The organism is Leisingera caerulea DSM 24564, from assembly GCF_000473325.1.
Lineage (GTDB): Bacteria > Pseudomonadota > Alphaproteobacteria > Rhodobacterales > Rhodobacteraceae > Leisingera > Leisingera caerulea.
Window position 1 is genome coordinate 3,254,684 of record NZ_KI421513.1, and the last position, 13,485, is coordinate 3,268,168.

The 13,485-nt window shown below is 58.8% G+C and carries 13 protein-coding genes, 1 tRNA gene and 1 pseudogene; 8 read left to right on the plus strand and 7 right to left on the minus strand.

Annotated features, from left to right (window positions below; genetic code table 11):
• Nucleotides 1-11: 11 nt before the first annotated feature.
• The 4 genes from CAER_RS29885 to istA form a co-directional block, all read right to left on the minus strand.
• Entirely contained in the window at nt 12-161 is a 150-nt protein-coding gene (locus tag CAER_RS29885; protein ID WP_154667825.1) for a hypothetical protein, read from the minus strand.
• Nucleotides 162-192: 31 nt separating this feature from the next.
• Nucleotides 193-762, minus strand: coding sequence for a recombinase family protein (locus CAER_RS28390; protein ID WP_036797548.1), 570 nt, complete (start codon nt 760-762; stop codon nt 193-195).
• 143 nt (nt 763-905) lie between these two features.
• Nucleotides 906-1,676: an IS21-like element helper ATPase IstB gene (gene istB, locus CAER_RS0123075; RefSeq protein WP_027237586.1), complete on the minus strand. Its 771-nt coding sequence runs from the start codon at nt 1,674-1,676 to the stop codon at nt 906-908.
• A gap of 12 nt (nt 1,677-1,688) precedes the next feature.
• Entirely contained in the window at nt 1,689-3,218 is a 1,530-nt protein-coding gene (gene istA / locus CAER_RS0123080) for an IS21 family transposase (protein WP_027237587.1), read from the minus strand.
• A gap of 299 nt (nt 3,219-3,517) precedes the next feature.
• On the opposite strand from istA, the gene CAER_RS0123085 reads away from it, so the two are divergent.
• On the plus strand, nt 3,518-3,862 hold the full coding sequence (locus tag CAER_RS0123085) for a hypothetical protein (protein WP_027237588.1): 345 nt from the start codon (nt 3,518-3,520) through the stop codon (nt 3,860-3,862).
• Between the two features lie 3 nt (nt 3,863-3,865).
• Here CAER_RS0123085 and CAER_RS0123090 read toward each other — a convergent pair whose 3' ends face one another.
• Nucleotides 3,866-4,627: a hypothetical protein gene (locus CAER_RS0123090; RefSeq protein WP_027237589.1), complete on the minus strand. Its 762-nt coding sequence runs from the start codon at nt 4,625-4,627 to the stop codon at nt 3,866-3,868.
• Nucleotides 4,628-5,227: 600 nt separating this feature from the next.
• Here CAER_RS0123090 and CAER_RS0123095 point away from each other — a divergent pair.
• The 5 genes and pseudogenes from CAER_RS0123095 to CAER_RS29390 all read left to right on the plus strand — a co-directional run.
• Nucleotides 5,228-5,533, plus strand: a complete 306-nt coding sequence (locus CAER_RS0123095; RefSeq protein ID WP_027237590.1) for a hypothetical protein — start codon at nt 5,228-5,230, stop codon at nt 5,531-5,533.
• A gap of 28 nt (nt 5,534-5,561) precedes the next feature.
• On the plus strand, nt 5,562-5,717 hold the full coding sequence (locus tag CAER_RS29890) for a hypothetical protein (RefSeq protein WP_154667826.1): 156 nt from the start codon (nt 5,562-5,564) through the stop codon (nt 5,715-5,717).
• 68 nt (nt 5,718-5,785) lie between these two features.
• Entirely contained in the window at nt 5,786-7,429 is a 1,644-nt protein-coding gene (locus CAER_RS0123105; protein ID WP_027237591.1) for a type IV secretory system conjugative DNA transfer family protein, read from the plus strand.
• Between the two features lie 304 nt (nt 7,430-7,733).
• A complete protein-coding gene (locus tag CAER_RS0123110) occupies nt 7,734-8,039 on the plus strand; it encodes a hypothetical protein (protein WP_027237592.1) in 306 nt (101 codons plus the stop codon).
• Between the two features lie 2 nt (nt 8,040-8,041).
• Nucleotides 8,042-9,037: pseudogene (locus CAER_RS29390) on the plus strand (recombinase family protein); the annotation flags it as partial.
• Between the two features lie 541 nt (nt 9,038-9,578).
• Here the strand turns inward: CAER_RS29390 and CAER_RS0123125 are convergent.
• A tRNA-Arg gene (locus tag CAER_RS0123125) sits at nt 9,579-9,655 on the minus strand.
• A gap of 157 nt (nt 9,656-9,812) precedes the next feature.
• Entirely contained in the window at nt 9,813-10,382 is a 570-nt protein-coding gene (locus CAER_RS0123130) for a YcbK family protein (RefSeq protein ID WP_027237594.1), read from the minus strand.
• 347 nt (nt 10,383-10,729) lie between these two features.
• On the opposite strand from CAER_RS0123130, the gene CAER_RS0123135 reads away from it, so the two are divergent.
• Both CAER_RS0123135 and lpxD read left to right on the plus strand, forming a co-directional pair.
• A complete protein-coding gene (locus tag CAER_RS0123135; protein ID WP_027237595.1) occupies nt 10,730-12,358 on the plus strand; it encodes a L,D-transpeptidase family protein in 1,629 nt (542 codons plus the stop codon).
• A 39-nt stretch (nt 12,359-12,397) separates the two neighbouring features.
• The gene (lpxD, locus tag CAER_RS0123140) at nt 12,398-13,471 is read left to right on the plus strand and encodes a UDP-3-O-(3-hydroxymyristoyl)glucosamine N-acyltransferase (protein WP_027237596.1); all 1,074 of its coding nucleotides are present in this window, start codon (nt 12,398-12,400) and stop codon (nt 13,469-13,471) included.
• Nucleotides 13,472-13,485: the final 14 nt, after the last annotated feature.

Here is a 13,485-nt window from a genome sequence, read left to right on the forward strand (position 1 = left end):
CTACCTCACCTTCACCGCCCCTCATTCATCCATTGATCCATGGTGAGTTTTTCCAGGGCGCTGAGGATTTCGCTGCGCGTTCCCGGTTTGCGGATAGAGGTGTAGGCCAGGACGAGGCGAAATAGTTCCTCCGGTGTGACGTCATAAGATGATTGTATCATTGGGGTTTCCTTTCGTTTGATGTGTGATCCTTCATGCCAGCCCCTCGCGCCTTATGGCGCGTTGCAGGGTGATGCGTGATACGCCCAGCAGATGGGCGACATAGCGGCAGGGATAGCCATTCTCCGCAATGTCCTCATGCGCCAGACGCACAGTTTCCTTATCCAGCTTGGGCGGCCTGCCCAGGCGTTTGCCGTTGGCTCTGGCCGCCGCCAGCCCTTCACGGGTGCGGCGTGCCAGAATACGCCGCTCAAACCGCGCAAAGGCGGCGATGAGCGTGTAGAACAGCTCGCCTTCTTCCGTGGCCGTATCAAAGCTCATCTGGGCGATGCGCAGATGAATACCGCGCTCTCGCAACTGATCTGCTGTGATCAGTGCGTCAATCGTGGAGCGGAATGCGCGGTCCAAATCCCAGACCAGAAACGTATCACCGGGTTTGAGGCGGGATATCGCGGCCTCGAACACCGGACGGTGGCGCGCACCTGCGGATAAATGCTCGACATGAAATTCATCGCAAAGATCGCGCAGGCCATAAGCCTGACGGTCAGTGGATTGCTCACGTGTGGAAACGCGCAAGTATGCGATAGTGCGGGGTTCAGGCATGGTTTGTTGCTCAAAAAGGAACCTTTTCGAGCATGGCTGCGCATTCCAGGCTTTGCGGACAACCGTTCCAACGACACGCGGACATGCATTCCGGGGTGCGCGGACAAAATCCGTGCGGGATGCTGAGCGTTTGATTTGACATCTCAGTTGTTGGCTTTTTCGTCAATGGTTTTGGCTGCGGGGGCGTCCCGGGTTTTGCGCATGGAGGGACCATCGAGGCTCAGACGATGTGCATTGTGGATCAGCCGATCGAGTATGGCATCGGCGAAGGTGGGTTCGTCGACGATGTCGTGCCAAGCGTCCACGGGCAGTTGGCTGGTGACCAGGGTCGCGCCCGCGCCGTAGCGATCTTCGACGATTTCCATCAGGTCCCGGCGCTGCGGGGCAGTCATGCGGTCCGGCCCCCAGTCATCGAGGATCAACAGATCGGCTTTGACGAGTTGCCGGAAGATACGCGGAAAGCGTCCGTCATCATGGGCGAGCTGCAATTCAGAGAACAGGCGTGGCAGGCGCTTGTAGATGACGGTGGCATTGTCACGGCAGGCTTTCTGGCCCAGGGCGCAAGCCAGCCAGCTCTTGCCGACACCACAGGGGCCAGTGATCAGCAAGTTCCGTTTCTCCTTGATCCAGCGCCCTGTGGCCAATTCCTGGAACAGGGCCTTGTCCAGGCGGCGCGGTGAGCGGAAGTCCACGTCCTCGATGCTGGCTCCGCTATGGCGCAGTTTGGCGGCGCGCAGCCGGGATTGGAACCGCTTGGTCGTGCGGTTTGCCATCTCACGGTCGATCAGAAGGCCAAGCCATTCGGCATGCCCCATGTCGGCTGCGCTGTCTTGAGATTGCAGATCGGTGAAGGCGTCCGCCATGCCGTCCAGCTTGAGCTGGCGCAGCAGGTCGTGTGTGGGATGGTCAAGCATGTGTATCCTTTCTCAGTGAAAATAATCGGCGCCGCGTATGTTAGGGTGGGTGATCGCCGGTTCCTCTGCGGGCCGATCTGGTGCCCGGCGATATCTCTTGTTCTTCAGGATGGATTGGAGGGAGCTGTAGGAGTGGGCCCCGATGGCCAGCGCGTAGTCTGCCGCCGCTTCAAACTCAGGAGCCGCATACCCCTTGGACAAACGCAGTATGCCAAGGCAGGCCCGGAATCCCTGGGCGGGATGCTTGCGTGAACGCAGGATCACTTCGACCAGTGCGGCAGTGTTGGGGCCGACCTTGGCGGCCCACCGGTGCAGGCGCTCGGGTGTCCAGTCGGCGTAAGCCCTGTGGTTGGGCGGCATGTGGTCCAGCACCGTGGAATGCTTGCGGTTACCTGATGTCCGGGCATGTGAGGCAACGCGCTGATCTGCATGGAATATCTCGATGGTGCGGCTGGTGATACGTACCCAGACCTGCGCCTTCAGCAGGGTGTGGGGCACCGAGTAATAGTGCCGGTCGATCTCGACGTGGTAGTCGAGCCCGACCTTCCGGCAGCGCCATTCGGCGAAGACATAAGGCTCCAGAGGAAGCGGTTGCAGCGCATGGCGTTCAAGCTGTTCGAACAGCTCCCGGCGGCTCGCCCCGAGATGGCGCGTGCGCCGGTTGTTGAATGTCTCCAGCAGCTCCCGGATCGCCGCGTTCAACTCGGTCAGGGAAGTAAGGCGCCGGTCCCGCAGCCGCGCATGTATCCACCGCTGAGCAAGCTGGACGGCCACCTCGACCTTCGCCTTGTCTTGCGGTTTGCGCGGGCGCGCCGGGATGATGGCGGTGTCGTAATGCGCGGCCATGTCCGCGTAGCTGCGATTGATCTGGGGGTCGTGAAAACAGGCCTTGGTGACCCCGGATTTGAGGTTGTCCGAGACCACCGTGGCAGGCACGCCGCCGAAGAAGGCAAAGGCCCGGACGTGAGAGCCGATCCAGTCGGACAGGCCTTGTGTCCAGGTCGCCTCGGCATAGGTCAGGTTCGAGGCCCCAAGGGCTGCGACAAAAAACTGGGCCTGGCGTAGCTCGCCGGTCTCGGGGTCCATGATCTCGAAGGTTGCGCCCGCATAGTCCACGTAAAGGGCTTCGCCCGCGACGTGCTGCTGGCGCATCACAGGCGCCAGCTTGCCCTCCCAGCGGCGGTACAGCTCGCAAAACCGGCTGTAGCCATAACCTTTGGGGTGGGCTTCACGGTATTCCTCCCATAGGAGCGACAAGGTCACCCCTGGTCGGCGCAACTCGCGATGGACCAGCGCCCACTCCGGTTTGGGATAGCTGGTCGCCGCATCCGGCGGCGGGGCCGGGAACAACAGCGCTTCAAGAGCGGCGTCCGTCAGGTCGTCCGGCAATGGCCAGGACAGGCCCGCCCGAGTGGCGCGGCTGACATACTCGCTGACCGACGTGCGGCCGACACCAATGCTGCGGCCAACCTCCCGGGTCGTCAGACCGCTTGCCCGCAGCCTCAAGGCTTCTCTGATCTTCCTCATCGGCAATCTCGCCATTGGGTCCCTCCCGCTCCTCAAAAGAGCGAAAGGTTACCCGCCACGTGATTGCTCAACACCCCCGGCACAGGGCCATAAAGGCTTGTCCGCGAGCCCCGGAATCTTGTCCGCGCTACATCGGAATGCATGTCCGCGTCAGATTGGAATCCTTGTCCGCGCTACCCCGGTACGCGCAAGCATGGCCTGATATTCGGCGCTGAGTGGCGTTTTCCGGCTGTTTTTGCCCGTATCACCGGGCTCTCCCTTAATACCAAATTCATTGAATCCCGTAAATCTGTGTTGGTCAAAATCCTTCGATTATGATCGCTCGCAAGAGATTGTTTGAAAAAGGAATTCTAACCGCGCTTGCGCTCTGTCCACAGCTTTCTGCCGCGAACGGGTTCACCAGCACCGATGTTCTGAAATGGGAGCAAAGCGCACAGGACAGCATGTTTCAGACCTCCGTGGGTATGATGGCCATTGTCGCTACGCAGTTGGAAAATCATGCTCAGCTCGCCGAGTGCATTGACCAATGGTATTTTGCATCAGACGCCGTGACGCAGGCTCGGAACGGAGAAATCCGTGAAGTCATGCAGCGCTACGGGGATTACCACCCGCAAGCGATGATTATGGCTGTTGTTGAGAAGGCGTGCGGAGAGTTCTAGGCATTAAAGTTTTGGCACTGTCACGTCCAATTCAGGACGCATGGCCACTTCATTCTCGGTTCCTGACAGCTCCCTGCCAGAAAGCAATTTGAGGCGTTCGTCCACAGTATCTGTCAGTTCCTCCACGCGGTTCTGGAAGCCTGTCATGCTGTCTTTGGCGGTTGGGTCGTCCTGATCGGCCATACGTTCCTGCATATCGCCAATCTCGGCCTGTCCGGCGTGAATGTCATTTTCCAGTTCTGACAGACCGTTCACGCGCTCCGCAGCGGCGCGCATATCATCGTATGTTGGTTCGTCACCGCGCCAGACGATGCTTTCCGCAAGATCCGCATCCACGGCTGTGCCGTCCTCGTAGCGGATTTTACCGTCCTGATCCTGAAACACGGCAGCGCCATCCGGCAGGCGGGCGGCGCGGGTTATGATGTCCAGCATGGCCGCGTCAGCCTCGGCCTTGAGTTGCTGTACCTTTTCCAGCGCGCCATCCAAACGGGTTTGCGCATCGCGCAGCTTTTCTTCGGTCTCGCGGTAGAGCGCAGCGTATTCCGGGTCGTTCTGCATGAGGAGCTGGAGATTGGTGAGCATGGCGGCGCGTTCTTCACGCTGCTTGGCAACTTTTTTGGGATCGCGGTCGCCTCCGGGGAGGAAGCGCCCCATGCGGCCAACATCGCGCCCGGCCATTTCATTGTTGAAATCGTCCATGTCCTGAACGCGGCGTTTGTCCCGCTCAGCTTGCCTTATATCCTCATCACCTTTGCCAAATTTCATAGCCATATCATAAAGATATAAGGTTAATTCGGCGTTAAGATAAGTTAATGGACTGCCGCTCCCAGGTGGGAGTGAAGAGTTTCAAGCAGAAAATCATTGCCGCCTTCAAGAAAGTCGGGTGTTTTTCCTGATTTTCATTTGATCGCATTGATTGCGAGCGGAATGTTCACATATTAGTTCCGAGGGGAGGCATTCAGGAAGAAATATAAATAAACTCAAGCACTTATGCTGAGACGACGTTTTCGGCAGCGAGAAATCTATGGCTATAGAAAGGAGGGAAAACGTTTCTACGCACCCCAATCACTGCGCAAGGGACGGCGATGATCCGCGTCGAAATATTGTCGACCCGGTTCCGGCAAAGAAAAAGCAAAAACTTTCCCCATGCTATCAGTGGGTTGAGGAGAAAATTCATCGCGTGCCTTGCGGCCCAGCTTGTTCTAACCAAACTCAATACATAACAGAGCCTGATATGGTTCAGGCAAAAACCGAAAGCTGCGCTCCGACCGCATCCTAATATCCTAATTTTTTGCGTTCTGTAACCCGAACCGTTCGTGTTCGGCAATGGCGGAGCTTTGTCCGAAGACATGAAAGGAGAAGATCATGATGATGCATCCCCAGAACGGCAAAGGCGGCGGTGATGATGAACGCCGTGATTTCGTTGCCGTTCTTTGCGCAACCGGCGCGTCATTCCTGTGGGCTGATCCTGCCTATGAATGGTCGATCAATTGGTTCCAGAACGTCGCCATTCAGAATTACGGCCACCAGTTCCTCGAAGCTTTTCAGTGGGCGTACTGGGGGACTCTGCACCTGGCGATTTTCGGAGTCACACGTGTCGCGGTGAATTGGGCGCTGATCATGATCATCACCAATATCGGCTACCGCTTCCTGATGTCCAGCTACGGCTAACCATCCACCAACTGAAAAGGAGAGAAATATGCCTCGTTATATCAAAGATAAAATAGGTGAAATCCACCAGATCCGAAAAGTCGAAACCTTCGGCGATAAGATCATTAAGGTCCTGAAAGTGGTTGCCAAATCCATTTTGGGATTCATCTGGATCATGTTCCTGATCGGTCTGCTGACTGGCTAATGACCATAGGCGCTCCCGGTTTTATCGGGAAGCGCCAGGCCCTCCATCCCTTCAAGGACTGACGTGTGATGAACCACTATCAGGAAAACCCTTTCGGCTCAGCCCGCTTTGCAACGCCGCTGGAGGTGCGGGGAGCGTTTCGCGGCAAGGGCGGCTTGCCGATGGGGTTCCATCATGGCCGCCAGCTCTTTCATGATCAGCAAGCAGGCGCGCTTCTGATCGGCGGCGCTGGCTCGGGCAAGTTCACTACTGTGCTCTCTCACTTGTTGGCCGCACCTGGGCGCAAGGGAGAGCCGCAGCGTGTGCTGGCGGTTGACCCCAAGGGGGAGATGGCAGCGGTGATCGGCCCCGGCCTCGTACACATGGGGGCGCATGTCTACTACGTGAATCCGTATCATCTGCACGGCCTGCCGAACCATAGTTTGAACATCTACAGCCATTTGAAACCGGACGCTCCGGCGCTGGTGGCTGATACGCGGCGCGCGGCGCGGACATTGCTGCCGGAAAGCGGCGGCGGTGATGCCAGGTTCTTTGAGCAAAAGGCGCAGAACTGGGCTGATCCCTTGATCCGGGGGCTCGTGCATCGGGATGGCAGCGTGTCACCGCGCAGCCTTCATGATCTGATCAGCATGATCCGGGCCGAACCCGAAGGCTGGGCGCAGATGGCCGAAACCATGGCCGCGCTGGGTGAGCCTGATTTGGACACGGCCTTCCGCGAAATGCTCGACATGGCGAAGCATAGCCGCAAGACTTATGACTCCGTTCTCAGCGAGATTACCAACGCCGTAGCCTTCATGAACGATCCGGCGTTGCAGCAAAGCTTTGTCGGTGAGGATGAGGCGGATTTCACGCTGGATGTACTGACCGAAGACAGCCAGCGCCCGGTGTTTGTTTTCCTGATGATGCCTGCCGAACTCATCGAACAGAACGCGCCGCTCATCCGGCAGTGTTTTTCGACCTTGCGCACCTTGAAGCAGCGCAAGCCCGGCGCGCCAACGGTCAATCTTGTGATCGATGAGGCGGCGCAGCTTGGCCGTTTCCCGGAACTGTCCGAGTTCTATGCCATTGGCCGGGGCTTTGGTTTGTGTCCGCTCTGTGTCTATCAGGATTTGGGACAAATCCGCCAAAACCTCGGCCCGACGGGTGCCATGACCCTGCAAGCCAATGCGGATGTTGAAATCTATCTTGGCGGCGGGCTGTCTGACCTTGAGACCGCGCAGCATCTCAGCCGAAAGCTGGGGCAGCAGACGCTAGCCGTTGATGATCCTCTCACGCAGGCCCGCGCAGCCAAGGCCAGGCGCGAGGCGTTGCACGGCATTTTGTTCGAGGGGCGGGACGCGCTCAAGACGGGCATCGCCTTGCGGCATCTGGATATGGAGATGGCGCATAAGCGCAAGCAAGCCCGCGCCCTGATGAGCCCCGATGAAATCCTGACCATGCCCGCAAACAAGGCGCTCATCTGGGCGTCCGGCTACGGCATCCGCCCGTTTCTGGCAGACAAGGTGCCGTATTACACGATCCGCCGTTATGCGGGGCGATATTTCCCGAACCCGTATTTTGATCGGGACATGGAGCGCGTGAAGGTGCGCGGTTTCTGGGGTGCGCGCTATCGTCGCGTGATCTGCGAGGCTGTGCCAACGCGCTACCGGGACTTCCCGCAATACCGCTCCGGTGAATGGCGCTTCATCAAGGGCTATCGCCCCAAAACGTAACGCTGGCGCAGGCTCCACGCCTTACGAGACAGCAACAAGTGAACGCGAGGTTTATTTGCATAATGCAACCCATGGATGTTATTATGAAAATATACAAAAGGCGTAACTCCCGCGCTGAGCGCTGGATAGACGCCAAGAGGCTCACATCGGGGTCTGATCCGCCGATGTGAGAAGCCAGAGCGCAATCCTCACTGGGGTGAGGTGCGCCAACAGACAAGCACCAGATCAAGACACGTCCTGGCCGCGCGGGGTTCCTGCGTGAACCGTTTGCTGCGGCCTGATGAAACGCTGAAAGGGAATTTCGATGGACGGAAATGCAGGCGAGAACATTACCCGGAAGTTCAACGAGTTGATGGCTTCTGGAACTCACGAGAAGACCGTAACGGTTGATTTGGAGAAGTACCGCCACCACGTCGAAGGGATGGGTTTGACGGAAGATCAGGAGCGCGAAGCTCTGGAAGCCGTCTGGATGTTGTTGGTTGGGTTGATGGATTGCGGCTACCAAATTGTTTTTCCTGAAGAAAGCTGTGGAAAAGCCGCTGATACTGACTCGGCACCTCCACAGGCCGATTCGGCTGCGCTAAACTCCTTTCATCAGGAAAGAGAGTGAGCATGAAGTTAGGTGAATTCGCATCAGAAACACACACCAAGGCTTTGATTTACTGCCGGGTTTCTTCATCCAAGCAAAAGAAGCAGGGTGATGGACTTGCGAGCCAGGAAACAAGGTGCCGCGAGTTTGCGCGGTACAAGGGGCTGGAAGTTGTTGATGTGTTTCAGGACGATGCATCAGGCGGCTTGATTGATCGCCCCGGTATTCAGGCCATGCTGCGTTTCATCCGCAAGCGCCGCAAAGACGGATATGTCGTGATTATCGATGACGTGTCCCGTCTCGCGCGGGGGCTTGATGCGCACCTTGCACTGCGTACCGCGATTGCTGAGGCGGGCGGGGTGCTCCAGAGCCCATCTATCGAGTTTGGGGAAGACTCGGACTCGATCCTTGTAGAAAACATGCTCGCCTCGGTCTCCCAGCACCAGCGCCAGAAGAATGCTGAACAGACGCGTAACCGCATGCGGGCGCGGGTTCTCAATGGGTATTGCGTTACATCCGTGCCGCCGAAAGGGTTCGTCTATAAGAGTGTGCCAGGGCACAACAAGCTGCTTGTACGTGATGAACCTCTTGCCTCAATTTTGCAGGAGGCTTTGGAAGGGTATGCTTGCGGTCGCTTCCAAACTCAGGTTGAGGTGAAGCGCTTCCTGGAAAGCCAGCCCGATTATCCCAAAGACCTGCCTGATGGCACAATCCGCAATCAGCGCATTCATGATATTCTAACCCAGCCGCTCTACGCCGGGTACATCGAAATGCCCAGTTGGGGCATATCTTTGCGGAAAGCCCAGCACGAAGGCTTGATCAGCTTTGAGACTTTTGAGCGTATTCAGGCTCGCTTGAAAGGCACAGCCAAGGCTCCGGCTCGAAAAGACATCAGTGAAGATTTCCCGGTGCGCGGAGCTGTGGTTTGTTCTGACTGCGACAAGCCGCTGACGTCCTGCTGGTCGAAAAGCAAGACCGGAAAGAAGCACCCTTATTATATGTGTAAGACGAAAGGGTGCGTTAGTTACCGAAAGTCCATTCGCCGTGACCAGCTCGAAGGCGATGTCGAAGACTTTCTCAAAAAAATGCAGCCTGGCAAGGCCTTGTTCGCCGTTGCTAAGGCGATGTTCCACGATCTGTGGGATGCGCGGCTTGCGAAGGCTGAGGAGAACGCCAAGGCCTATGACAGTAAGGTCAAGGACGCTGAGAAGAAGATCGCCGCACTTCTGGACCGCATCGTGGAGACAGACAATCTGAGCGTTGTGAGTGCCTACGAATCCAAGATTGCGACGTTGGAGCGGGAGAAAATGTTGCTGGCTGAGAAGGCCTCTACGGTGACGAAGCCAAGATACACCCGAGAGGAGTTGTTCGAACTCGCCTTTGAGTTCCTGTCAAGCCCTTGGAATATTTATAAAAATGGCAGTTTGGCGCTCAAGAGAACGGTGCTCAGATTGGCTTTTGTGGAGCCGATTTCGTACTGTCGGAATGAAGGTGTTCGAACCCCAAAAATCACCTTTCCGTTCAAGGTGTTAGGGGATGTAAACATGGGAAGATGTGAGATGGCGCACCTGAGAGGATTCGAACCTCTGGCCTCTGCCTTCGGAGGGCAGCGCTCTATCCAGCTGAGCTACAGGTGCGTCGTTACGGCGGGGTATACCCGTGCTTTGCCACCTCTGCAACGGGAAAAACTGCCTGTTTCCAATTTCATGAGGATAAGCCGCAGCGGCGGGCGCTGAAAACAAAAAAGCCTGCCCCGGGACGGGCAGGCTTGCATTCTTGCAATGCGAGCTACGGTCAGCCGCGCCAGGTGCGGACAACACCGCAATCCATATGCACAAAATTCGAACGCTGATACTTGCCGACACCACCGGCACGGCAGGCTTCGGCGGCTTTGGCCATCTGCGACACCGAGCGCGACGCCAGCCGCAGGTCAGCAGCCTGGCCGCGCATGTGCAGCGAGTTCTTGGCCACCCCGCGGGAGCGGCTGCGCAGCATCGCATTGGTCTTGGGGCTGCGGTAACCGGACAGCAGCATGTAGGGCTCGTTCACATCCAGAAGATTGTGCGAGGCTGCCATGATGTCGATGGTGCGCAGGTCGATTTCCTTCACATCATCGGTGCGCCAGTCGCGCATGAAGTGGTTGATCTCCTTGACGGCGTCTTTGATGTACTGGCCGTCGATCCAATACACCATGTCCACACGCTCGCCGGTGCGGCCAGAATACATGCGGATGCGCCGGATATCGCCGCCGCCGCGCAAAAAGCCTGCTGCATTTGAGAAAGTTGGGGCTGCTGCCACTGCGGTTGCAGCAAATACACCCAAAAGAGAACGCCGGGAGATCCCCGTGCCCGTGGTTTCTGCCATTGATACTGCGCCGTCCCGTACGCTGTTAGTCCTGCCTAATTGCCCGATGTTACGGGCTCGTCAACGCTCGTAGTTAACGTGCGGCATGTATGGCACAGTGAGAATCCTGTTCCAACATTTCTTTGCCGCACTGTAACGTATGACCGGGTTTTCGGCGATTTCTTGCGCAAAAGGGGAGGGGCATGGAACTTTTCCCCGCGACTGTTGCAGGCGGGTTTCATAGACGCGGCAACGGTGCATCAGGGTTAACTTTTCGCGATTGTGAGTGGACAACGCAGGCTGGCATTTACCAGAATTTCAGATAGGCACTGCCAAAATTGGAAAAACGGCACAAGGACCGGAAATTTATGACGCGCGCATCCGCTGGATATTTTTTGCCGGGGCTCAAGGCAGGGCTTTTCGCCCTGGCGCTGGGAGGCCTGGCCGCCGGAACCATTGCCGGCGCCGCGCAGGCAGACATACCGGCGGCATTCCGTCAGGCTGTGGCAGAGGCGGCCTCCACCGATGACGCGGTTGCCAGATTCTACCGGGAGAGCGGCTACCAGGCGATCTGGACCGGCCCGGATGAGGCATCGCGCCAGCGCCGCAGCGCGCTGCTGGCCGCATTGAACGAAACCCGCGCCCACGGGCTGCCGGACCGCTCCGCAGAAGTCAGCAGGCTGGTGCAGCTGATGCGGCAGGCCCGCACCACCCGCGATTTCGGCATGGCCGAGGCGGCGCTGAGCAAGGCGCTGGTGGACTATGCCACCGATCTGCAAACCGGGCTGCTGGTGCCCTCGCGGATTGATGACGGCTTGGTGCGCAAGAAACATACCGTGGATGGCGCCAGTTTCCTGGCCGGGATCCGTGACACCCAGCCCTATGCCTTTATGCGCAGCCTGGTTCCGGCGTCTCCGCAATACCGTGGTTTGATGCGCGAAAAACTGCGTCTAGAACAGGTTCTGGCTGCCGGCGGCTGGGGACCTGCGGTGCAGGCCAAGAAGCTGGAACCGGGCGATCAGGGCCCGGCAGTCATCGCCCTGCGCAACAGGCTGATGGCGATGGGCTATCTGCAGCGCAGCGCCGCGCGCAGCTATGACGCCGCGCTGGAGCAGGCGGTGCAGCGCTTCCAGGCCGATCACGGGCTGGAAACCGACGGTGTGGCTGGCGCCGGCACCCTGGCAGAAGTCAACAAGCCGGTCAGCAGCCGCCTTAAATCGGTGATCGTCGCGATGGAGCGGGAGCGCTGGCTGACCCCGGACCGGGGCGAGCGCCATATCCTGGTCAATCAGACCGATTTCACCGCCAAGATCGTCGACAATGGCGACGTGACCTTTGAAACCCGCTCGGTGATCGGCAAGAACACCCACGACCGCCGCAGCCCAGAATTCTCCGACGAGATGGAGCATATGGTGATCAATCCGAGCTGGTACGTGCCGCGCTCGATCATCACCAAGGAATACCTGCCCAAGCTGCGGAACAACCCCAACGCTGTCGGCCATATCCAGATCACCGACCGCCGCGGCCGGGTGGTGAACCGCGGCTCGGCCGACTTCTCGCAGTATACCGCGCGGAACTTCCCCTATTCCATGCGCCAGCCTCCCAGCCGCAGCAATGCGCTGGGTCTGGTCAAGTTCATGTTCCCGAACAAATACAACATCTATCTGCACGACACCCCGCAAAAGAGCCTGTTTGCACGCGAAGTGCGCGCCTTCTCGCATGGCTGTATCCGTCTGGCGCAGCCGTTTGAGTTTGCCTATGCGCTGCTGGCGCGCCAGACTGAGGATCCAAAGGCCTTCTTCCACCGCATCCTGAACAGCGGCCGGGAAACCAAGGTCGATCTGGAGCAGAAGGTGCCGGTGCACATCATCTACCGGACAGCGGTCGTGTCGAGCAAAGGCCGTGCGGAATTCCGCCGCGATGTCTATGGCCGCGACGCCAAGATCTGGGCGGCACTGGAACGGGCAGGGGTGGTGCTGCCCAGCGTTCAAGGGTAAATACCGGGCCCATACAGGATTATTCTGAAAGGGCCTGCCATGTTCACAATCCGCCAGATCGCCGAGTCCCTGGGCGCTGAAGCCCAGGGCGACCTGGACCTGCAGATCGCAGGCGCGGCTGAACCGCAGGATGCCGAAGCCGGCCAGATTGCCATGGCGATGGCGCCGAAATACGCGGACGGCCTGCAGGCAGGCAATGCGCAGGCCGCCGTGCTGTGGGAAGGCGCGGACTGGCAGTCCTACGGTCTCAAGGCTGCGATCTTTGCCCCGCGCCCGCGGATGACCATGGCCGGTGTGACCGCCATGCTGGATCGCGGGCAGGGGTTCCCTTCCGGCATCCACCCCTCCGCCGTCGTCGATCCCAGCGCCGAGCTGGGCGAGGGCGTCTCTGTGGGGCCGCTGACGGTTGTTGCAGCCGGAGCGAAGATCGGCGCGCGTTCGGTCATCGGCCCGCACTGCTATATCGGTGCGGATGCGGTGATTGGCGCGGATGCCCAGCTGCGCGAGATGGTCTCCATCGGCGCCCGCGCCACCATCGGCGAACGCTTCCGCGCCCAGCCAGGCGCGCGGGTCGGCGGTGACGGGTTCTCCTATGTGACACCGGAAGTGTCGGGCGCCGAAAACGTCCGCAAGACACTGGGGGATCAGGGCGAGGCCAAAGCGCAATCCTGGGCACGCATTCATTCGCTGGGCGCTGTCACCATCGGCGATGATGTGGAGCTCGGCTCCAACTGCACCATCGACAACGGCACCATTCGCGACACCGTGATCGGCAACGGCACCAAGCTCGACAACCTGGTTCACGTCGGCCACAACACCCGCGTCGGCAACGACTGCCTGTTGTGCGGCCAGACCGGGATCTCCGGTTCGGTGGACATTGGCAACAATGTTGTGCTGGGCGGCCAGGCCGGTGTGGTCGACAATATCTTTATCGGCGACGGCGTGATCGCCGGCGGCGGCACCAAGATTCTGTCGAATGTGCCCGCAGGCCGGGTGATCATGGGCTACCCCGGCGTCAAGATGGAGACCCACACCGAGATGTATAAGGCACAGCGCCGCCTGCCGCGGCTGATGCGTGACATCGAATTGTTAAAAAAGGCTGTTTTCAAGTAACGGCCGAATACCTA